At 39.0% G+C, this 23,939-nt stretch carries 16 protein-coding genes; 6 read left to right on the top strand and 10 right to left on the bottom strand.

All coding sequences use genetic code 11. The annotated features are described in order from the left end of the window. Nucleotides 1–78: 78 nt before the first annotated feature. Nucleotides 79–1,068 carry a Gfo/Idh/MocA family protein gene (locus tag BN6556_RS11545; RefSeq protein ID WP_066191478.1) on the bottom strand — a complete coding sequence of 330 codons (990 nt, stop codon included), beginning with the start codon at nt 1,066–1,068 and terminating at the stop codon, nt 79–81. Nucleotides 1,069–1,636: 568 nt separating this feature from the next. On the opposite strand from BN6556_RS11545, the gene BN6556_RS11540 reads away from it, so the two are divergent. Further along, nucleotides 1,637–3,247 (top strand): FMN-binding glutamate synthase family protein, encoded by a 1,611-nt coding sequence (locus BN6556_RS11540; protein ID WP_066191475.1) that lies wholly within the window; start codon nt 1,637–1,639, stop codon nt 3,245–3,247. Between the two features lie 86 nt (nt 3,248–3,333). On the opposite strand, the gene BN6556_RS11535 is transcribed toward BN6556_RS11540, so the two are convergent. After that, a complete protein-coding gene (locus BN6556_RS11535) occupies nt 3,334–5,862 on the bottom strand; it encodes a LuxR C-terminal-related transcriptional regulator (RefSeq protein WP_066191472.1) in 2,529 nt (842 codons plus the stop codon). A gap of 240 nt (nt 5,863–6,102) precedes the next feature. Between BN6556_RS11535 and BN6556_RS11530 the strand changes: the two genes are divergently transcribed. Then, nucleotides 6,103–6,969 carry an AraC family transcriptional regulator gene (locus BN6556_RS11530; RefSeq protein WP_066191469.1) on the top strand — a complete coding sequence of 289 codons (867 nt, stop codon included), beginning with the start codon at nt 6,103–6,105 and terminating at the stop codon, nt 6,967–6,969. An 83-nt stretch (nt 6,970–7,052) separates the two neighbouring features. On the opposite strand, the gene BN6556_RS11525 is transcribed toward BN6556_RS11530, so the two are convergent. From BN6556_RS11525 to BN6556_RS11500, 6 genes are all read right to left on the bottom strand, one after another. After that, nucleotides 7,053–10,130: a beta-galactosidase gene (locus BN6556_RS11525; RefSeq protein WP_066191466.1), complete on the bottom strand. Its 3,078-nt coding sequence runs from the start codon at nt 10,128–10,130 to the stop codon at nt 7,053–7,055. Nucleotides 10,131–10,157: 27 nt separating this feature from the next. Next, the gene (locus tag BN6556_RS11520) at nt 10,158–11,024 is read right to left on the bottom strand and encodes a carbohydrate ABC transporter permease (RefSeq protein WP_066196292.1); all 867 of its coding nucleotides are present in this window, start codon (nt 11,022–11,024) and stop codon (nt 10,158–10,160) included. Nucleotides 11,025–11,030: 6 nt separating this feature from the next. Next, on the bottom strand, nt 11,031–11,903 hold the full coding sequence (locus BN6556_RS11515; RefSeq protein ID WP_066191463.1) for a carbohydrate ABC transporter permease: 873 nt from the start codon (nt 11,901–11,903) through the stop codon (nt 11,031–11,033). 84 nt (nt 11,904–11,987) lie between these two features. Next, nucleotides 11,988–13,514 carry a response regulator transcription factor gene (locus BN6556_RS11510; RefSeq protein ID WP_066191461.1) on the bottom strand — a complete coding sequence of 509 codons (1,527 nt, stop codon included), beginning with the start codon at nt 13,512–13,514 and terminating at the stop codon, nt 11,988–11,990. Further along, on the bottom strand, nt 13,489–15,309 hold the full coding sequence (locus tag BN6556_RS11505) for a sensor histidine kinase (RefSeq protein ID WP_066191458.1): 1,821 nt from the start codon (nt 15,307–15,309) through the stop codon (nt 13,489–13,491). Before BN6556_RS11505 ends, BN6556_RS11510 begins: the two co-directional genes overlap by 26 nt. Before the next feature lie 262 nt (nt 15,310–15,571). Then, a complete protein-coding gene (locus BN6556_RS11500) occupies nt 15,572–16,873 on the bottom strand; it encodes an extracellular solute-binding protein (RefSeq protein ID WP_066191455.1) in 1,302 nt (433 codons plus the stop codon). A 493-nt stretch (nt 16,874–17,366) separates the two neighbouring features. Here BN6556_RS11500 and melA point away from each other — a divergent pair, with 493 nt between their 5' ends. From melA to BN6556_RS11480, 4 genes are all read left to right on the top strand, one after another. Continuing rightward, nucleotides 17,367–18,854 (top strand): alpha-glucosidase/alpha-galactosidase, encoded by a 1,488-nt coding sequence (gene melA / locus BN6556_RS11495; RefSeq protein ID WP_066191452.1) that lies wholly within the window; start codon nt 17,367–17,369, stop codon nt 18,852–18,854. An 18-nt stretch (nt 18,855–18,872) separates the two neighbouring features. Continuing rightward, the gene (locus BN6556_RS11490; RefSeq protein ID WP_066191450.1) at nt 18,873–20,141 is read left to right on the top strand and encodes an ABC transporter substrate-binding protein; all 1,269 of its coding nucleotides are present in this window, start codon (nt 18,873–18,875) and stop codon (nt 20,139–20,141) included. 77 nt (nt 20,142–20,218) lie between these two features. Beyond that, nucleotides 20,219–21,109: a carbohydrate ABC transporter permease gene (locus BN6556_RS11485; protein ID WP_066191444.1), complete on the top strand. Its 891-nt coding sequence runs from the start codon at nt 20,219–20,221 to the stop codon at nt 21,107–21,109. 1 nt (nt 21,110) lies between these two features. Then, complete coding sequence (locus tag BN6556_RS11480) at nt 21,111–21,959, top strand: carbohydrate ABC transporter permease (RefSeq protein WP_205410329.1); 849 nt, start codon at nt 21,111–21,113, stop codon at nt 21,957–21,959. Between the two features lie 54 nt (nt 21,960–22,013). On the opposite strand, the gene BN6556_RS11475 is transcribed toward BN6556_RS11480, so the two are convergent. Then, nucleotides 22,014–23,153, bottom strand: coding sequence for an ROK family transcriptional regulator (locus tag BN6556_RS11475; RefSeq protein ID WP_066191442.1), 1,140 nt, complete (start codon nt 23,151–23,153; stop codon nt 22,014–22,016). Nucleotides 23,154–23,183: 30 nt separating this feature from the next. After that, nucleotides 23,184–23,936, bottom strand: a complete 753-nt coding sequence (locus BN6556_RS11470; protein WP_066191440.1) for a sugar isomerase domain-containing protein — start codon at nt 23,934–23,936, stop codon at nt 23,184–23,186. Nucleotides 23,937–23,939 lie beyond the last annotated feature (3 nt).

Raw genomic sequence — 23,939 nt, 5'->3', positions numbered from 1 at the left:
ATTCAAATAAAAGCAGATATCGCTCATCATTATCATCTCTACTTGAATATGTCATTATCCCATATAGGCTTTCTATTGTTACAAATTCTTCTTCAAATCAATTTCTCTTTTTAATTTAATTGATTCCAAAGAAGCGCTTACCATTTGGAAACTGTAGATGTTATCAGACACAACATTACTAGGTTCTCGCCCCTCCTCAATAGCTGTTATCATTTCATTTATAGAAAAAGCTCGATCTTGTTTTTCCATCTCAGGAAGAGATAATGACTGTTCTTCTCCATTTGACTTAATAATCATAGGCCTATCATCAATTAATGCGATGATGCCTTGCCTACCGTATAACTTGCACTCACCATTCCAAGAAGTTTCCGGACCGCTAGTTACCCAGCTCGCAAAGTAATTGACATGTATACCTTCCATATCGATCAACACACTCGCTGTTGGATTACCTTGAAACCAACTCCAAGAAGGACGCATACTTTTGGCATATACAGTATCTGCGTTTTTTCCAAGAATGTATCTTAATAAATCAAAGTGATGAATACTCATATCTTCCAAAATGATTTCTTGATAATTATCTCTCCATCCCCCGAATTTAGAAGCCCGTTGAAAGTTCCACTCAACATATTCAATAGGACCAACGACTTCTTGTTCTACTGCTTGTTTAATGGCTTGAATTTCAGGTCGATATCGATAATTTTGACTTACTACCACATGTTGTTGATATTTTTTTGCAAGTTCAAATAAATCATCTGCTGTCTCTTTCGTGTGGGCTAAAGGTTTTTCCATGAAAACATGGAAATCATGCTTTAAGGCATCTAAAGTAATTTGCCCACGTGTTTGTGGTGGAGTAATTACCACTGCGATATCCGCTGTTTCTTTCTCAAATGCTTCTAAATGATTCTCATAATAATTGATCGTTTTTACGTCCATTATTCTGCGAGCTTTCTCCAAATTTTCTTTTGCTACATCTACAACGGCAACAATGTCTACATGGGGATCATCTTTCAGAATTTCCAGCCATGTCAATCCAAAATCACCTGTACCTACTTGAATTATTTTTTTCATTTCCCCACATCCTTTGACTGAATTTTTATGAGTATAGATAGCATCTTCATAAAATTACATGAGCAATTTAACAAACAATACGTAGAATTTACAACACGCCCCCTATTAATAGTTTATTTTATATATTGTATGCGCTTAAAATAAGACGGAAATCACTTCTATCTCAAAGCTCCATTAGGACTATATTGTAATTCTTTACCCTTGTCATACCTTTCTTGCTAAATTTCCCTAGCATTCTTCACTCCACCCATAATTTTTAATTAATTTTAACTATATCACATTTTTCCCCTGTTTATCTAACTGCAGAAATGAACTGATACATTTCTGTAAGATAAATAATATGAGAACCGATTTTTTTGATTGCTTTTTGGTAACTGAATGAAATTACCTGATTGAAGCATAATGGGCATTCATCCTATGAAGCGTGATCACTATTTTCAGTAATTAATAATGCATCTCTCCATGTGAATATTTGTATTTATTCACTACACCGTGTACTTCCACAAAAACAGGGTATTCCATAAATAGGACCACCTTATTCATACATCAAAAAAGGAGTGACAACAAAATGGAATGGAATATACTAGATTGGATCCTGCTTTCCACCATTATACTTATCGTTACCATCATTATTGTGCCATTGATATTATTTGTTTTTCTTTACCTGAAAGATCGCAGTCAGCATCAGCATGCCATCTTGCGAAACTTCCCATTGCTCGGGAAATTGCGATATATCCTGGAAAAGATGGGGCCTGAGCTAAGGCAATACTTATTTGATCAAGATCGATCGGGCAAGCCTTTCTCCCGTGATGATTATCGCGATATCATCATGCCAGCCAAATATCAGAAGAACATGATAGGTTTTGGTTCGCGACGAGATTTTGAAGAAGCGGATTTTTATGTACAAAACGCCATGTTTCCTAAACAGCAAGCAGAATTGGAAGTAGATAATCAACCGCTTATTGATTCCAAGGTGTATCAAATCAAAGAGGACAATTTATTTAATCGAAAAGAAACATTCCAAGATAATCAAATCAAACCTTGGCTGCTTACTGATGAACACGCGATTGTACTTGGACCGCAATGCCGGCACCCTTTTATCGTTAAAGGATTGGTGGGAATGTCAGCCATGAGTTATGGTGCCTTGGGAGATCATGCAATTGCTGCCTTATCTAAAGGAATTGGTATGGCTGGTGGTTCTTGGATGAATACTGGAGAAGGTGGTTTGTCTGATCATCATTTACAAGGAAATACCGATATCATTGCTCAAATCGGACCAGGTTTATTTGGTGTGCGTACAAAATCTGGGGAATTCAGCTGGGATCTTTTGAAAGAAAAAAGTGAGATACCACAAGTAAAGGCTTTTGAATTAAAGTTAGCCCAAGGAGCGAAGACACGCGGCGGACATGTGGCTGCGGAAAAGGTAACGGAAGAAATTGCTGCTATTCGTAATGTTGAGCCTTATCAAGAGATTGATAGTCCCAACCGCTTCCATGAATTTCATGATGTTCCTTCCTTGTTTGACTTCATTGATAAAATTCGAAATCACACAGGACTGCCTGTAGGCATGAAGGTCGTTATCGGAGGTAATCAGTCTTTTGAAGAAATTGCCCAATATATGAGGGATTCCGGAACAGGTCCTGATTTTATTACCGTAGATGGATCGGAAGGTGGTACGGGGGCTACCTTTCAAGAATTAGCTGATCGCGTCGGCTTACCGATAAAGTCAGCCGTGATGATTGTCGATCAAACATTGAAAAAATATGGTGTGCGAGATCGTGTAAAAGTGATCGCCTCAGGAAAACTGTTTACGGCTGACCGCATTGCTGTTTTGCTTGGGATGGGTGCTGATTTAATCAATATCGCTCGTGCCTTTATGATCACCGTGGGCTGTATTATGGCACAAATCTGTCATACCAACCGTTGTCCAGTTGGTGTAGCTACCACAGACACCAAGCTGCAGCAGGCATTAGTCGTTGATGAAAAATGTTACCGCACACTTAATTTTTTGGTAACCTTACGAGAAAGCCTATTCAGAATATCTGCCGCTGCCGGACTCGTTAGCCCTAGTGAATTTAATGCATCACATATTGCTTATACCGACACTTATCATCAAGTACGTAGTCTTAGCGAATTACTAGATAGGGTCGAGAATCCTTCTGCTCATTCGATGACATGAGGCAGGGGGTTACGCTGGCGAAATCTTAGGAATTCGCACCATATAAACATATCTAAGGAAAATGGTGAAAGGATGACAGATAGATTCTATATCTCCCATCCTTTCGCTAGCAAAATGGCCTGTGTCCTTGATTTCACCTCTAATTTACTGTATATATTCGTTAAATAGACACGAATGGTTCCTTCTGATAAATACAATTGCTTGGCCATCTCCCGATTAGAAGCTCCGCTTATCAACAAACGCAGGATATCCTTTTCGCGCTCTGTCAGTTGACCTAAACGTTTGTCCAGACGGATCATGCTTGTCTGTTGCAGCGCGATCAAATTTTTTAGATAATTCTGTTGGTCCAGATCCATGTTAGTCGTATTATTTAGATAGGAATGCAGTATGTTACTCGTGCTTAATTCATCAATAACTAACCGTTTATAGCCATAACGTGATCCCAATGCAAGCACCACTTCTAGGGTAGTGCGTGCGACTTTGTCCTGGTCCAAATGATAATAACAGAGCGTCTCTAAGAGGGCTGCTTCGATGATGATATCAATCTGACCAATGCCTTGGCCGTATTCATGTACTTCCATTACAATGTTTAATGCCTCACGGTACGCTTTTTTTGCCATCAACAGCCGGCAATAGACTAACACCCATAACTCTTGACCTAATTCTATTCGCAGAGAATCCGGACGCTTTACACGAAATAATACCGCTTCTGCTTCTTCTAGTTTATTTTCTCTTATATAGGCCAATGCCTTCATCGCTTCGATGGATCGTTGCCAGTACCATTCAGAAACATGATGGATGGAAAAATCCCATACCGCATGGGCCGCGGTTATCTGCCCTTGTGCCATGTATATCTTCCCTTGTAATACCGTTAATGGCACATATAAACCACGGTCTTTAAAGGTATTGGCATAACGAAGTCCCTGCGTAACTTCTCGTAATGCCTCCTCCAGCTGATTCTCTTCATAGAGCTGCTCCGCAAGCATGCTATAGCTGTATCCCATTAAATGCTGATCCTTGAATTCTGTTTGACGAAACCACTCCGTAAAGGCACGATGCAGATTAATATCAGAATATTTCCCTTTCCCACCCAAAGAAGTCCGCGTCACCTTAGCATAAAAAGGGTTATACTGTACCGGAGCAAGATACCATTTATCATGGACCAGCCCTCGCTGTACTTGCTTCGTAATTAATTCCACAAACATCTCTAATTCCCCAGCTGCCAAATGAACAGCAGCCTTCAAAGAAAGCAAAATACTGACGAGTTCGGAATATTCTTCCCTATCCTTCCACCCGTCTTGCTTATCACGCGCATCCAGTTCGCTAATTGCTTGGTTGGCCTTTTCTATCTCTTGAATATTCATGAGCGAGATGGCATAAATCAGCAATGTTTCCACATGTACTGGATAAGCCGCTTTTCGCAAACGATCGACCCATTGTATTAATAAATGCGTTTGTGCGCTATTAAAGATATCAAGCAAATTCGTCGTAATCCATTGATCTGCCAAAGAAAACAACTGATGCTTTAAAGCAAATTCAATCGCCATATGGTGATCTCTTTTGTTATATAGTAAGCATGCAGCTTTTTTTGTCAGTTCCTGCAAAGCTTCTCCACGATATACCTTCTGTCTCTCTTCTTCCAATACCTCCAACAAAAGCGGATGATAGCGAAAGGCTTGTTTTTCTTGAGATAAACGTATGGTCAGGATACCGTAATCTACTAATTCAACAAGCTGTTCGCTGCTGTCTTCTCGATTGGTCAAGGCATTGCAAAGTTCCGGATCCAGCACCTCAAACAATGATGTTTGCAACAGAAAGTGTTGTGTCGATGGAGCCAAGGTAGTAAAGATTTCTTCCATAATATATTCAGAGGCAAAAGCGGCAGAACGCTGTAAAGATCCTGCATTCCTCTCTGCTGAAACACTAGCAAGTTGCACGCCAGCTGCCCAGCCTGCCGTACGATCCAAAACATTTTGGCAAAACGATGCCTTATCTACCGTGATGTGATTCTTTTGAAATACTGCTTCTATCTCTTGATACGTGAAGGCTAGTTCGGACATACTTATTTCCTTCACCCAACATTTCATACGCCAGGAGGCAATTGGAAAAGGTAATTTCCTCCTGCTTGCAATATATAAATGAACATGGTCTGGCAAATATTGAACCAAACGAATCATCATTTGATGAATCATATCCAGTTCAATATGGTGATAATCATCTAATATGACATGTAACCGGGTGTCCATTTCGTCTAATTCATGTAATAAAGAATCAATAATGAGTTCGGAAGGCGGCATACATTTTAAATTAAAAAGATGTCCCAATTGTTGATCCATTGGATAACCAGTCGCATACACGATCGATTGCAACACATATTGGAAAAATCTATTCGGATCATTGTCCATTATATCTAGAGACAACCATGCTGTCGGTTCTTTCAACTGCCACTTCCATTGGCTTAGTATCGTCGTTTTCCCATAACCTGCCGCTGCTTCTATCACTGTAATCTTGGAGGCAGACTTTTCCCGCAGCAGTGCATACAAACGCTCTCTGTGAACAATGGCAGTGCTTACCTTTGGTACCGACATTTTAGAATGTAACCAAATCGTTTGCATCGTTGTTCAACTCCTTTGCCCCCCCTGCATCTATTATAGGAAGGACGACTTATACATTATTATACATGTTTTTAACCTATTGTGGTTCATTCTTTTGTCAGAATAATTAGTGTTTTTTAGACAGAATGGATATTTTGCGATTAAGCAAAGCAGCGCCTAGCATGATTAACCTGTACTAGTGGTGTATAATAAGTAATAAGTTACCGTACTTTATTGTTTTTAGAGAGGGGGCGAATAACAATGCAGCATCAATTCCCGGAAGCCGTCTATTATTATTTTAAAGAATGGCAGGAATTTCATATGAAACCACATCAACATGCGGCGATTGAAATCATGTATGTGATCAAAGGGAAATGTAAAATTGAGATAAACAACAAAATCATTGAATTGCGTAAACAGCAATATATTTTCATTTACGGCAACGTACCGCATCGTTTGATTGTCGAGAAAAAACAGCCATGTCGTATGCTCAATGTAGAATTTGAATGGAGGCAATCGTCCAAGCATTTTACGGATATCGATACGCTTGTTTCCCATGATAATCGACTGCATAAGATGCTTACTGCCGAGGAAGATTATTTCATATTAAAGGATGGGGGACATATATACAGTCAACTTAGCTCCTTAGTCTTAGAGTTGGATTTACAAACTACCGGCAATCTGCTTCAGATCGATGTCTTATTTATCCAGCTTCTATTGAATATCGCCAAAAGCAGGCATGAGCAACGAAATCAACTGGACGAAACCAATGAATTCATTATTCATCAAGTATTGTCTTATATCCATGAAAACTATGATTATGAGATTAGAGTACAAGATTTAGCTCGTATTGTTCATTTACACCCTAATTATTTACATCGTATTTTCAAACAATCGCTTCATGTTACGATTAATGAATACATTACTAACTTACGACTGGACAAAGCAAAGATGCTCCTTTCTAAAACCGATATCCCTGTCACAGAGATTGCCAGTTATGTTGGAATAAATACCAGTCAATACTTTAGTAATATGTTTAAGACGGTTACACAGATGACTCCTTCTCAATACCGACAACGAACGCAAGACTTTAAAGGACAGGTTAAACGCCCAGAGAAATGGCTCTAATATATAGACTATTCTATCTCTTCATACAAACCAGCCTGCTCCCATGTGTGAGTGAGATCAGGCTGGTTGGAAGAATCTCCTTTTTATTCTGTTATAATAGCCCACTCTCGATAACTGGCTATCACATTCCCCTGTTTATCTGTTGCAAACAGTTGAGAACGTTCCTTCTCTAACGTAAAACGATATCTTTTCTCGGAAGCTTGATCCCTTATTTCAATTGGTGTGTCCACCGCATACTCGGAGACAAATATATATAAGTTACCGTGCGTAAAGCTTAGTTTACGTCCATATATACCAGGGTATTGTCCCCCTTGCAGCCACTCTATTTCATTGGTTACACCTGCAGCCTGTACCGCCTTTTGATAAACAGCTATCAAGACATCCGCACGTTGATTTAATTCAATCGGAAGAGGTGACCAAATTAATTTCCCTTTGCCAAGCTTCACTTCCAGCAAATCTGTCCCAGCGACTTCTTCTTTATATAGTTCTCCAATTCGTCTATCACCAAATGAAACAGGGTATTCTATACCATTTATCGTCAGCAATTCCTCTCGGAGAATATTTGCTAATCGATGCTCGCCTAGTTCTTTTTGCAATATGTGTTCATGCTGCCAATACTCGTCCAAGCCGATTGGTCCCGTCCATAACAATACTGCCCCACTTTCCTTGACATAGTCTATCAGCTGATTACGAGCTTGCCTGCTAAAGTTATGCGCACTTGGCACGATAATAAGACGAGGAGTCTGTAGCCTAAGTGCTTCCAGTTGATATTCGCTCATGGCTCTAAAGGGTATATTCATGTCATAAGCAAGCACTCTCGTAAGCTTGGTAGTAGCATCAAAGGCAAATTTTCGATTAGAAAAATCATTCGAATAAGGAAAAATGGCTAATATCTCTTCTAATCCCCTGTCTTCAAATAAATCACTAATTTGGCCGATAAAGCTGCCAAAATCATACGACACATCCGCTTCTGGCTTCTCTGAACCATCCGCTCGTAATGCGCCAATATTTGATTCGTTAATATTATTCATATAGAAATTGGTATTCCATAACCACTGTACGGCACCTGCTCCGCCTGTCGAAAAAGCATAAGCATATTTCCGCTCTAACATATTGCGCAATTCATATTCGGAACGTTTCGCCTTATTATCCGGTGTTTCCACATACATTATCCCGGTTTCTTGAATCAAATTGGGCTTATTAGGTGTCTTGGTGAAAATACCATCCCACACCAATTGGTCAAGCATCCACCAAGAATGAACGGTTGTATAGTCTACTACCTGTTCATAAAAGAATGGAGTGGGCCTCTGACTCGTTAATGCCTCATCCTGTCCCACGGTTACCAATTGTTTCGGATTGACGGATCGCAATGTTTCTGTAAGCTGACACGCCCAGCGGTTGTGCATATCCATCGTAAATAATGTATAATCTAGCCATGGCAACCCCCGTTTCAGACGGCGCATATCCTGAATATCAAAATTCACTTCTTCTTGCTCTGGCATTTCCACCGCCTCAAACGATGGCAGTTCTTCTGGTGTCATATCCCAGCGCTCTTGCAATGCTTGAATCGTTTGATGACGATCCCTTAGCCAAGCAACAAAGGCTTGATTTTCAAAAGGATCATTTGCCGTTCTTGGTCCTTGAAAAAAACGCTTTGGATCAAACATGGACGGCTCATTGATTAGATCCCAGTTTATATTCGTTGTATAACGATGCCTGGAGGCCAGGGCAGCAATAAAACGTTTTTGGGCCTTTACACTTCTTGGATCCAAATAAGGATTAACTCCTTCATAAGCTATTGGGGTAAAAGCAAAGAAATTAAAGGTGACTTCGATTTGATGTTTTTTGGCAGTAAGAATAAACGCGTCAATCGCACGTAACACCTCTTCTGACGGGTGACCATCCTCAAACATAACATGACGCCAACCCGTCCAAAGTCCCGTTCGAATCAAATTAATACCTGCCTTTTTCATATCTGCCATGTCCTGATCCCAAACAGCTGGATTCGGTATAAAAATAAATTTACGCGCTACATCTGAAGTCATATAGGTTTGGCCGACAATTGGAAATGGCCGATTATTTTTCCAAAAATAATCGCGTTTCACTTCCAAGTATGTACCTTCTTGTAAAAACTCCTGATCGTTCCCCCAAAAACCTTGTGTTAATGTCCGCTCTTCTCCATTGTCAGATGTTAAGGTACATTCGATCCGATACTGTCCTTTTTCAATCATTACATCCACCGGAATCTGGAGACGGTCCCATTGATCGGTTACCTGCAGTTTCCCTTCCGTCGACCAAATGACTTTATTGTTATAGATGATCTGGAGCTGGTACCGCCATGTATCCTGCACATCGATCTTATCCAGTGCCTGTGTAATTTTTTCATACTGCAAGGTAATAGACGGACGCTCTCCTTCCTCATAGACGGCATAATTAGGTTGCATCCAGAACTCTGTCACACCACGACGAATGATATCCGTCCATTCCTTTAACGCCGCTACTCCCTCTGCAGTCCAAAATTTCGTGGTAAGAGGTTGATTAATAAACAGCCACCTGCCCCCGGCAAAGGAGGACTTGGTATTCTCTAATAAAACGGCCGGTGCTGCGGTAAATCTTCCTTCTGGAGAGATTCCTTTTAATAAAGGCTTGATTTGCAGATCCATCGGTCCGCTTGATCCATTCTCATCTGGTCTATCCCGTGATTTCGTTGCATGCAAAATAAAATTATTAGTCGATTCTATCGTAAATAAAGCTTCTTTCCCCTGAAAGAATGGCAGTTGATCATTAGCTTCCAGTCTAGTAAACGACGAGGCATCTACAGATAATATTTCATGAATGTTCAGCTGTCTGTGATAAGATGTCTGGTCACGTTCCATTATCCAGGCACCATTTCTTTCCGTTACCGGTGTTCGAAAAGGGAATCCGCCTATATGTAATAAAGCTTTTCCCTTTTTCAAATAAGCTAGTAAACTATTCCATAGCCGCTTAGGGAAGAATCGCCCGTGCAAATATACTAAACAATCGATGTCTCCCTCTGATAAGGCTTGCTCTAACCCATTCACATCTACCACCTTACACTGTTCTTGCAATTGCTTCAGGCTTTCCGGGGAAGGTCGTTCCCCTTCATATAAAAATTGTTCATCATAAAAAATAACAGTCATGATTGTCCCTCCAAATAGTGATTTACATTATCCTTTGACAGCCCCTTGCGTCATTCCATTGACAATTTGTTTTTCCATGACGAGATAGAACAATATTGTTGGTATTAATACAATTGTCAGACCTGCCATCTGCCCAGTATAATTGGTGGCATACTGACCGGCAAAATTCGCAAGACCCAATGGCAATGTGCTTAAGGCATCGTCGTTAATCAGAACCAAGGCAAAGGAAAACTCGTTCCAATTATTAATAAAATTAAGAATCACGGCAGTCGCAATCGCCGGTCGGCTCATAGGCAAAATAATAGACCAGAAGATACGAAACACCCCACAGCCATCCATAATCGCTGATTCTTCGATCTCTTTTGGGAAACTTTGCATAAAACTAGTTAACAAAAAGATCGTGATCGACAGGTTAAAAGCGACATATGGAAAAATTAAGGCTAAATGGGTATTCAAGAAACCTATTTTCTGCATTAAAATAAACATCGGTACTAATGTGGCGTGAATAGGAACTAGCAAACCAATAACGAAAAAACCATACAACAGGTTTCTCCCTTTAAATTGAAACCTGGATAAGAAATAAGAAGCCAAGGCACCGACAAAAATACAGATCACTAAAGCGGTAATCCCAACGAATAAACTGTTAAAGAAATAGGTCCCAATATTAGCGGTAAACCATGCCTCAACATAGTTGGAGAAAATCCATTCTGTTGGGATACCAAACGGATCAAAGGCAAACTCTTGCCCAGATTTGAAAGAGTTCATAATCATCCAGAAAATTGGATAGGCATTGATTATCGTAAAAGCAATTAAAACAATATAAATCGTACTTTTTTTAAAAATCTTACGTTTTCGAGCCGCTTTTGAATCATGTGCTACGTTTACTTTTTCCATTTGCATTTACCTCTCTTTCCTTTGCAGCAATTTAGTCGTGATCAAAATAATCGCGATACTAAAGACGAAGATCAGGACAGAAATAGCACTTCCATACCCGTAACGAAGCCCTTCAAATGTCTTATTGTACATATATGTGGCCATTACCTCGGTAGAGTTAGCTGGACCACCTGATGTCATGACATAAATCAAGTCAAAGGTTTTGAGGCTCCCGCTAATACACAAAATAATTGAAATAAGGATAATATGGCGAATCGATGGCAGAATGATATGACGTGTCTTCTGCCATTCAGAGGCCCCGTCCAAATCAGCGGCTTCCAGTATCTCTCCCGGAACCGTTTGCAAAGCAGATAAGAAAATAATAAAATATAACCCAACAAACTGCCAGATGATCGTTAGACAGACAGCTACCATCGCCCATGACGGATTACCTAGCCAATTCTGTTGTAGAAAGCCGAGACCAATTCCTTCTAGAAAATTGTTGAGCAATCCGTATTCAGAATTATAGATCATTCGCCAGGTAATCGAAATAACCACTGTAGAAATAACCACTGGCATAAAGCCAATCGTCCGGAAAAACTTCGCTCCTTTGATTTTTCGGTTCAACAACAATGCCAGTATCAGCGCAATCGGGATTTGACCAAAAACAGAGGCTAATACTACTAAGATATTGTTTCGTACAGACGTCCAAAACACCTTATCTTGAAAAGCCTCCTGAAAGTTAGCCAATCCAATAAAACGCATTTCTGAAAAACCATCCCAAGACATAAACGAATAATAGAACGATATAAAAATTGGTACAATACTGAAAATCAGATAAATGACCAATGCAGGAATAATACCTACTGCAATAATCCAGGGTTTTTTTAGCAGATGCATGTACTCACTCCTTTTGATAAGAATCTGTACCTTATTATAAAAGGGCTTACATTTATCTGAAATCCTATAAAATTAATATAATATCTATTTTTTTATGGGATGGAGCTTTCGAAACTGAGTTGGCGTGACCCCCTCCTGATTCTTGAACACCTGAACAAAGTATTTATACTCTCGATAACCCACATATTCGGCAATTTCAAAGACTTTATTAGACGTATCTGCTAGTAACTCCTTTGCTTTATTAATGCGGATTTGATTGAGATATTCTGAATAACTGCAACCTGTTTCCTGTCGAAAAAGCATACTGAAATAATTCGGGGTAATATAATGATTTTCTGCTACTTTCGCTGCTTTAATATCCTTCTGATAGTTGCTGTGCATATATTCCTGCACCTGCCGAATAATCCAATGATGCTCATTGGTAGTAGTAAGGCAAGCAATCAATTGTTTTAAATCTTCCATAAATAATAACTCTAACACTTGGTCATTATTATATATTCTTGTATCTACTGGCTGGCTAAAAAATAAATCTGCCTGTTCAAATATACTTGCCTGCCCTTTTTGGATAATAGCCTGCTCCATCTCTTTCAACCCTGATACGATTTCCATTATGGTAGCCCCTTGTTTTCTCCATTCGACCAACTGCTGCTTCACTTCTTTATCTAAACCTTGCCATTTCTGCTGCAAGACCATCTCGACGATCGAATGATTCACTTCTGCATGACAAATGGAAATGCTCTCATGTTCTTGAGAGCCATTTATTCGCGTGGTTTCAGTGCCTCGGTAACGATTCAATAGTCCATCTATCACCTGATAGAGTGCATGAATCTGTTGTATATCCTTTGAAATAGGGCTTGCAACGATCAAGATGTTTTGTTCAAAAGATTCGATTAGGTCATCCATTAATAATGCTAGCTCTGTTTGCGAATATAATGGATGTTGACTATAGAGAAACAAGATGAATTGATTTTCATGTGTCTCTAACCAGAAAAAAGATGTTATATGATATCGATTAAGCACTGTTTCTGTCACTTGGAGTTCAAGCGGATGTTTGGTCTGTTTTCCATCACTAGCTATCATCATATAATCTTTCTTTTCTACACCAATCATACAGAATTCAGATAACAAACCTGCTAACTGTTCTTCTATCTGACTGGATGGAACCTGAAATATTTGTTCAGATAAATATTGTCTGATGATCGATTGTGTTTTATTCTCTTGCTCCAGCTGATAATCGGCAATGTCATGCTTTATTTTTTTCACTAATGCTAATAACTCGTCAATATTAACAGGCTTTAATAAATAATCCTGTACTCCCATCCGTATTGCCTCTCGTGCATACTCGAATTCGTCGTAACCACTGATCATGATAATTTGTGTTTCTGGGAAAGTCTGAACCACTTCTTTCGATAAATCTATTCCATCCATTACTGGCATGTATACATCCGTAATTAAGATATCTACTTTCGTATGATGTAACATTTCTAAAGCCTTCTGACCATTCTCGGCTGTCCCTACAATTTCCACGTCTAACTCATCCCAAGGAATCGTGTTAGCAAGTCCATGGGTAATCAATGGCTCATCGTCAGCTATTACGATCCTGCATGTCATCGTCAGAATCTTCTCCTTTCCACAGCTGCTTCCGTACTTGTTCGTTTTCCATCCACGGAAGCACCAAACTTATTTTTGCCCCTTGGTCAGGTTCACCAATCTTCATTCCATACCCTTGACCAAAGGCGTTTGCTATTCGATCATGCACATTTCTTAATGCAAAGCTATTGGCCTCCCCTGCCGACCCTTCACCTTTTAACAATCGACTAACCTGTTCTACATCCATTCCCACTCCATTATCGAATACTTCTAATATCAGTTTGTCCTGCTGCCGATAAGCTCGGATCGTAATGGTTTTATTAGACTGCGCAGCCAAAAAACCATGCTTAAAGCTGTTTTCTATAAGTGGTTCAAGAATCAGTTTCATGACAATACCATCTTCTATTCCTGCTTCCTTAAACAGATAATATTGAAAGCTTCCACCCAAACGCTTCTGCTGTAATTCCATATAACTTTGAACATACTTTAATTCACTACTTAGCGGGATAAAAATCTTCCCTTGACTGAGCGTAATTCGAAATAAATTAGCCAAGTCTTCAATACTTTTGCTCGTTTCTGGAGCCTTTTCGATGCGTGCCGTCCAACGTATCATATCTAGCGTATTATAGAGAAAATGGGGGTTGATTTGACTTTGCAATGCCTTTAGTTCAGAATGCTTGTTTTGTATTTCTAACTTATACTTAGTTTCAATTAGCCGCTGCATTCTACCTACCATCGCATTGAAGCGAAACCCCAACTGGCCTACTTCATCTCTCGAACGAACAGGGACTCTGGCTTGGAAGTCGCCACGCTCTACACGCTTCGTTTCTCTGGTCAATTCTAGTATCGGCCGAACGACAAAGAAAGTAAAGCCAGCAAACGTCAACAGTCCCATCAAGATAGCAATAGCCATCATATAGCCAAAGCTAGTGCGTATCCCGCCCATTTCTGACAAGATATACGCCTCACTGACAACCGATATAATGTATAGATCAATCGAATCGATATAACGAGAGGCGGCATAATAATTTTCGTCATGCGAGGTGAATTGAAAACTCTCTCCATCATTTTTTATATTATCAATCAATTCCTCATATTCAAATGGTGCATCGTTCATTGAGCCAATGACATTACCCGAATTTTCATGGATGAAAAAAGCTTGATGCTGCTGATTAACAAACCCTTCTGAAACATGTTGAAATAAGGCTTCTTGATCTAAACGAAAGGTAACCAATCCAATAGGTTCCGTTATATCGTAAAGATGATTAATCGTGCGATACAAGCTAATCACTGTTTCCTCTTCACTCTTGCGAATATTGTAAAGAGAATAAGGCTCACTCCACAAAATATTTCCCTTTAATTCAGCAGCGCGATCCCGCCATGTTGTCTCATCTGCTTCTACAAGCTCCCCTGCTGAAAGCACTTGTTCATTCTGTCCCTTAATTTCCACAGAGTGAAAGTAATCCTTTTCCGATTGATGAAAGACAAAAAAGCCATTTAAATTGCTACGCAAGCGATTTAACACGGTATAATCACTGCTAGTAACAGCCGAATGTGTCATGAAATCCCGGAATTCGTTACTGTATATAATATATCGTGATATTTCTTCCACCTCATCGATAACATCCGTCAATTTCGATTCCATATTGTTTAAATTGCGTTGTGTAGTATCCATCACCTGTTGCTTCACAATAGTATTCGACTGGTTAATAACGATGGAACCAATCAAACTGCTTGGAATCGTGACTAGTAATAAGAATATGATGATAGATTTCCATTTCAGACTATTCCGAATGAATGACACAAACCGTCTCATAGACTTCTCCCCATTTAAGATAGTAACAACTTTTCAGATTTTCTATTACTTTAACTGTATATCAATTGGCGTAACAAGTACAATTTACTCTATGAGTATAGAGGATACTATCCAAGCACACTTTCCTTATTTTGAAAAAGCTAGGTGAAAGGATCTCTTACATAAAGCGCATTTACGCTAACAACTGTGCTTGAACAATATCACCCAATAAAATAGAGCATCTTAGAATAAGACACTCTACTTTACCTAATACTCTATCTATTTACTGTTCACTATCTGCCACTCGTTGAATATTAGCGGCCGCTTCTTCTGCGGTAGAGCCACCAACGGTGATAGATTGCAATTCATTCTCCAGCTGATCATTAACCGCTGGTGATAGTGTCGCATCATACACGGGAGCTGGATCAGAATCAGCAATGACTTGCAACATTTCTTCTGTGATTGGATTGATATCCGCATCCTCAGGAAGTTCCAAATTTGCAATAATCGGACGGCCTACTTCCATTAAATTTTGCCATAACTCTTCATTATACACATATTGCAAGAAGGTATGTGCCGCCTCTAATTCTTCCCCTTCTAACTCACTATTAATCGCATGGCCTGTGCCTGCTACTGTTGAAATGGTATTGGAATCATTTAACGGAATAGAAGCTACGCCTATATTTTTATCTTCTGGCATATTTTCTAAAATAGCGGCGATGCCCCAATTGCCATCAACGACCATTGCTGTTCTTCCTTGAAGGAAATAATCAATCATCTGTGTACTATCAATGGTATTTAGATCTTCATTGAAGGCATTCTTAGCCATCAACTCTTCGATTACCCCTAATGATTCAACAAAATCATCATCCGTAAACGCTCTCTCCCCATTTGCAACCCCTTCCAAGAAATCGTTACCGGTAAAGCGGTCTGCAATAGTGGAAATATACACAGATTGTAACACCCAGCCATCGGCATTACCTAGTGCAATTGGCGTGATATCCTCTGCATTCAAATCATCCACTAAATTCAAAAACTCATCATAGGTCTGAGGAAACTCATCATACCCCACATCTGCCAGCATATCCTTATCATAGAAAATCATATGCGTTGGATTCGTATTAGCTGGGACGGCATACACGTGCTCATCAACCGAGAAATCTTGAAAATCCTCTTCATCTAATAAACCCGTTTCCTCCGTCCAGTAGCTTGTGATATCATCTATCGGCTGAACGACTCCACCTTCTACTAACGGCTCCAATTCAGCTCCAGGCCATACTTGAAAAATATCAGGAAGCTGTCCGCCCGCGGCTTGTGTGTTAAGTCTTGTGCGATAATCAGCATGTGGTGTTGTATTTACTTGAAGATCTATCTCTGGATGCTCCTCATTAAATTTATCCACCACATCCATAAACACCTGAAAATCTGCCCGACCAATATCTTCTGCTCGCCAAAATTCCAATGTGACCACATCATCATCTTGATCAGAAGAACCGCTGCTTTCACTACTTTCATCAGAACAAGCAACAAGCACAGTTAACAATACGACCATTCCCAATAAAATTAAATAATTCCATTTTTTCATTTTTCCATCAACACCCCTTCAATTAATGTTATCGCTTTCAATACGGATTATCTCATAAGCATAACATCTAAAAAATACAACAAAGTTAAAATAATATCCAAAAAATTAATTAGATTGAGGGTGGATTACACAATGATACGTTTATTGTCTATTCTTACGTGATTCATATAAAGAAGAACTGCTATTCATGGGTTTCTCTTCATCCCCACCGATCGTTATATCAGGACTTTAAACCCTTGTTGTCTCTCACTCTCATATACTTTGATCTTCTGACATTTTGAAATGAGGATATAATGACAGTTAACACTGTGACAAATCCAATAGTACATTAACATCGCATATTCATTTCGATTTTAGCCATTAACTTTACTCGTCTATTATAAATAAAGTTAGAATTTTATACATCTATTCTTATTCTGGTTATTATTTTGAAAGCGCTTTTATTTTTGCAATGTTATAGTATATCTATTATTAAAACAAGGAGGTCTTTATCATTTCATTTAAAATAGCATTCATAGGCGCAGGAAGTATAGGTTTTACACGAGGGTTATTGCGAGATATTTTATCTGTCCCTGAATTTAAAGGGATAGAAATTGCTTTCACTGATATCAGCCAGAAAAATTTAGATATGGTGACCCAGCTCTGTCAACGCGATATTGACGAGAATGGACTCTCGATTCAAATTGAAGCTACCACCAATCGACGCGAAGCATTAAAAGACGCAAAATATATATTTAATGTTGTGAGAATTGGTGGATTAGAAGCTTTCAAACATGATATTGAGATTCCATTAAAATATGGGGTGGATCAATGTGTTGGTGATACCCTATGTGCTGGCGGGATTATGTATGGGCAGCGTGGTATTGCTGAAATGTTAGAAATTTGTAAGGATATTCGTGAAGTTGCTTATGAGCAGTGCCTGCTGTTGAACTACGCTAATCCAATGGCTATAATGACTTGGGCATGTAACACATATGGCGGTGTACATACAATTGGGCTATGTCATGGGGTGCAGAATGGGCATAAACAAATTGCTGAAGCATTGGGAAGAGAGAAAGAAGAAGTCGATATCATTTGCGCAGGGATTAACCATCAAACATGGTATATCCAGGTTCAAACCGATGGCGAAGATCGCACTGCTGACTTATTAGAGGCATTTGAACAACATCCCGAGTATAGTCAAGAAGAGAAGGTCCGCATTGATATGCTGCGCCGCTTCGGTTATTTCAGTACCGAATCTAACGGACACTTAAGCGAGTACTTGCCTTGGTACCGCAAGCGCCCGGAAGAAATTAACGAGTGGATTGACTTAAGCACATGGATCAATGGGGAAACAGGCGGTTACTTAAGGGTTTGTACCGAGGGACGTCATTGGTTTGAAACAGACTTTCCCAATTGGTTAAAAGAACCTGCATTTGAGTATAAAGAAGATAATAGAGGCCAAGAACATGGCTCCTATATTTTAGAAGGATTAGAAACCGGAAGAACGTATCGCGGTCACTTCAATTATATCAATCAAGGAGTGATTGCTAATTTACCTGATGATGCTGTCATCGAAGCACCTGGTTATGTCGATCGAAACGGGATTAATATGCCACTTGTTGGCGACTTACCGCTTGGGCCAGCAGCTGTTTGTAATGCCAGTATTTCTGTACAAAGGCTGGCTGTGGAGGCAGCAGTTCACGGTGATGATTATCTTTTACGACAAGCCATGATGATGGATCCATTAGTAGGAGCTGTTTGTAATCCAAAAGAGATTTGGCAAATGGTTGATGAATTCTTAGTTGCGCAGGAGCAGTGGCTGCCGCAATATAAAATAGCTACCGCAGCTGCCAAAGACCGCTTGCAAAACGAGGAGTTAATACCTACTAAAGATTATCAGGGAGCAGCCAGGTTGCATGTGAAGACGGTTGATGAGATGGCACAAAATCGCGAAGAAGCCGTTAAGAATGCGGGAGAAGCGGATAAAGGTAATTTTTAAAAATAGGGGTGAGAGGTAATGAAAAAATTATTATTTATAACTTTGAGTTTAGGAATCTTGTTTGGTTGTAGTTCAAATGATAGCACTGGCAGTGAAAGTAGTAATCAAAACACACTTGAAATTTGGTGGAATGTAGACGAAGCAGAGGACCGCAGTGGTTACTATGATGCAATCGAAAAATACCAAGAACTAAATCCTGATATAAATATTGATGTTCAAGTTCTTCCTTATGAGCAACTGAAACAAAAGATAACTACTTCTGCCGCAAATGGAAACCCACCTGATATTGCTCAAGGATTGGCAGAATGGATGGCAGATTTTAATTCTATGGGTGTGCTCCATCCCTTAACAGATTTTGTGAATAATTGGAGCGATAAAGATAGCGTACCTCAATCTGTTTGGGATAGTGTGTCTATGAATGATGAAATAGTAGCTTTTCCAAGCTATATTGGTACTAGAGCTCAAATGTATCATGAAGATACGTTGAACGAAGTTGGAGTTGAAACACCTGAAACATGGGATGACCTACTAACTATAGGGCAGCAGCTTAATGAGGCAGGCGTTGAAAATCCATTTGGAATAAGTGCAACATCTGCACGTGCTCCTCAAGAACTAGCTGTTTTTATTTGGTCAAATAATCTTGAAATTCTCGAAGAAATCGACGAAGGTTCTTATAAAAATACTTGGACAGATGATGAAGAACAATTAGCTAGGGCAACAGAAGTGTTCCAGTTATACAAAGATATGCTTGACCAAGGTGTGATTTCACAAAATCAAACTAGTTGGGGATATCAAGAATTAGATCAGAACTTCACCCAAGGAAGTGTTGCTATTACCCAAAACGGACCTTGGATTGCAGATTATGAAGAACAACAACCAGAAGGGATGGCAGATGTAAAATTAGACGGGGTTCCTCCTTACAAGGAAACTCCTGCCACCTTCTTAGAAGTAGCTCAATGGTATGTGTTTGAAGACTCTGATCAACAACAAGCTGCTTTAGATTTTATTGAGTGGATGGGTTCTGAAGAAGGACAAAGTATTTATGCGAAGGGCAATAGAACGATTCGTAATGATATGGAATTGGAAGGAGAATGGAATACAGTCTTTACCGACATTGCAGAGTATGGAAAGTCTTGGCCACCAGTTCCAATGGGAGGAATCATTGATTCTATGACGCAATCCCTTCAAAAGGTTTTACTAGGTGAATCAACACCAGAGGAAACAGCCATTTGGCTATCTGATCAAATTAATCAATCCCTTGCTGATAACGATCTACTAAGTCAATAAAAAGAAGAGATACTATTTAGTTAAGGAGCACTAAAAACTAGATAGTATCTCTCTCACTAAACAAAGGAGTTGCTAAAATGATCAGATATTTAAACAAACATGGCATAGCATATCTCTTTATGTTACCAGCTATTGTGTTTTTGGTTTTATTATTATTGGTTCCTATTATACAAGTATTTATTAACAGCTTATATGAAGCAAATTTACTTATTGCAGAAGATGATACTTTTATTGCCTTCGAAAACTTCAAAAACATTATACAAGACCCGCTATTTTGGACGCATATAAAGAATAGTATTGTATATACCTTCGGTTCAGTTGGTGGAGAATATATTGTAGGCTTGAGCATAGCCATCCTATTAAACCAAAAGATAAAAGGAAGATCTTTTTTTAGAGGTATTATGATTATTCCTTGGGTTGTTCCAATTGTAGTGGCAGGGATGACTTGGAGATGGATGTTAAATCCTGATTACGGGATCATTAATGTATTATTATTAAATATGGGAATCATTGATCAAAGTATTAATTGGCTTGGAAGTGAGTCTACTGCAATGTTCTCTGTTATTTGGATTAACGTTTGGAGAAGTTTCCCATTTTATACTATTTCTTTTTTAGCCGTCTTACAAACGATTAATAAAAATGAATTAGAAGCTGCTGAAATAGATGGCGCAAATATGTTTCAAAAGTTTTGGCATATTACATTACCAAAATTAAAAGGAATTTCTAGTATCCTAATTGTATTACACTTAATTTGGACCTTTAACAATTTCGATTTCATTTGGATTTTAACAGAAGGTGGTCCTTTAAATGCAACAGAAACATTGGCAATTGCAACATATAAAGAGGCCTTTATGAAATACCACTACGGGTCTGCTTCAGCCATTTCTGTGTTAATGGTAATTATATTAATATGTTTGATGGGACTATATTTCTGGCTACAAAATAGACAAGGGACAAAGGAGGGGTAGTGTGCGTTTCTCTAGAAAAACAAAGAAGAAATTGTTAAACATAGTTACTTATTTCTTACTAGTGATTGCGGGCATCTATAGTTTATTCCCTATTTTTTGGGCATTTTTAACCGCTATTAAACCAGCAAATGAGGTGAGATCACCAGAACCAACACTATTCACAGCAAACCCAACCTTTGAAAATTTTCGGTCTGTTTTATTTGATACACAATTTCCTACGTATTTTATGAACAGTTTGATCGTATCAGTGGGTAGTGTATTATTATCTATTGTAATTGGTGTGTTGGGTGCTTATACTTTGAGCAGACTAAGCAAAGCACCTGGTGTTAAAGCATTTGGGGTTGGTATGCTACTTGCTCAAATGATTCCTGTAGTTTTATTAATGATACCGCTTTATCGGACAATGATGAATCTAGGATTACTTGATTCCTACTTAGGTTTAATTATTTCCTATACAGTATTTGCTGTTCCAATCATTACTTGGATGCTAAAAGGTTTTTTTGATACCATTCCAGTCGAGATTGAAGAAGCAGCGATGTTGGATGGTTGTAGCAAGATTTACATCATCATCCGAATTATGCTACCCCTGTCTGTTCCTGCTATTATTTCTGCAGGTATTTATGCTTTAGTACATGCCTGGAGTGAATTTGTTCTAACTTTTACTTTTGTATCTGATGATTCCATGAGAACTTTATCTACAGGAGTATTTAATTTTATGGGGCTCTGGATTGTGGATTGGGGAAGACTAATGGCTTCTGCAGTTCTCATTGTTATACCTATTGCGATTGTATTTGTGTTTATTCAAAAATATTTAATCAGTGGTCTAACTGCCGGATCTACTAAAGGATAACAACAAGACGTCTATCGGTTATTATTACCGATAGACGTCTTTACCACCAACGAACTATGTATGAAACGATAACTTGTTATGTTCAAAATCAAGGAATACAGACAATGCAGCTCCCGTGACTTGATCATACGTCTTCTTTTGAAACTGGATATTTGTCATCATCAATGGGATTTGTAAAGCCGATAATCGCACCCTCTCCATGCAGGCATTCGTAAATGCTTGGGAAGCGTTGTAAGGAGAGTCGATAATAATTTGATCTGGATTCATCAGGTGAATAATATGGATTAGTGCTTTGCCAAGGTAATTGCCAAATTCATTGGCTATCACTTCCACTTCCTCTGAATGGATATCTTGTAGTGGTAATTCTACCTTCTTTCCCCTCGTTTCTTGTATTCGTTTGGCAAATGCCAGCTCACTAATCAATACTTCTAGACATCCGTTTTGACCGCAAGTGCAAAGCGGACCATTATCCTTTACGGAAATATGTCCAATTTCCCCTGCTGTCCAGCTTCCTCCACTCAATATCTGATGATGATCAATAAATGCACCACCAACTCCTTCGCTCACCTGAAGAAAAAATATACTTTTTTCTGACGTTGCAACATCTTGTTCTATACTTTGCAAGGCGTTCATTCTCACCCTATTTTGAATTCGAACAGGGATCGCCAAACCATATTCTTTATTGAGGTCAAATAACTCATTCCTCCATCCTAACCTTGCTGATTCATATACAATCGACTGATCGCAATTAACAATACCTGGTATAGCAATCCCTACACCTACAATGTTACTATACCGACCTTGAATGTCCTTAATGACAGAGACAATGGTATCTTTCGTCTGTTCTATATGTTGACACGAACAATCTATTTTTTGATTCTCTAATATATCACCATTGTAATGCATCACGGTTACTTGAATATGATCATCGTTCACTAAAACGCCAATTGATTGGTATGCTGATTCTGCCAATTGAAGCGTAATTTTTGGTCTTCCTTTAGAAGACTGCCCATTTATTCCCACCTCTTCTATCAAACCGGCAATCATTAGCTCTTCTACAATCAGGGAAACCGTATTTTTGCTTACCCCCATTTGAGCAACAAGGTCTTTTCGCGATGTTTGCTTATATCTTCTTACTAAAGACAATAATTTGCGCTTATTTACTTCTCTTAATATTCCAGTACCTTTTGACACAGTCATACACTCCTCAGAGCATCATTGACATTATAAATGCTTCATCTTACCTTGGAATCGACCCAAGAATTGTTGATTCCATTCATCTCCTCCTGTTGCGTTACCACTTTTCCAAATCGGTGGTTCCACTTCTTGAGCATTCAATAACTTCGTTGTCTGCATGGTTATCGAATTCATGATAAAAGCGTTAACAAAGGTAGAAACGGCACCAACTTTTTGTTCCACTCCTTCAATGGAAATCACCGCGTCGCCAACTTGCACTTTAGAATCCACATGTATGTCAACAATGTCATGTAAATTTTTCTTAGATGGATGGCGAGCAGGATGTGTTGCTGGTGTATCTTTCGCATGTTCTACCGATGATATACCAATCACCTTAGCCCCTCGTTGTTTTGCCTCGATAGCCGATTCAATAACGGTTGTATTGATGCCATATGCGTTTACTAAAATCAGCAAATCGCCATCACCTATTTGATAGTTATCCATCACTATTTTACCATATCCAGGTGTTCGCTCAATGGCCATCGAACGAAGTGCTCCGCTACTAAGTAATGTACCTTCATCTAGTATCGCGTTGGCATGCATTAAACCACCGGCTCGAAAAAACACTTCTTGTGATGCTAAATTGGAATGACCTCCCGGACCATAGACAAAAAATGTGCGATCCTTTTCAATATGCTGTGCTACTGCTTCAGCAGCTTCTTGGATATGTTCTTCTTCTGTTTGTATAATTGCTTCTAAATAGGTTTGAATCTCTTTATAATAATCTAACATAATTTGCATCTT

The organism is Gracilibacillus timonensis, from assembly GCF_900086715.1.
Lineage (GTDB): Bacteria > Bacillota > Bacilli > Bacillales > Amphibacillaceae > Gracilibacillus > Gracilibacillus timonensis.
The sequence above is the reverse complement of the archived record's forward strand: the minus strand, read 5'-3'. Positions and strand labels throughout refer to the sequence as shown.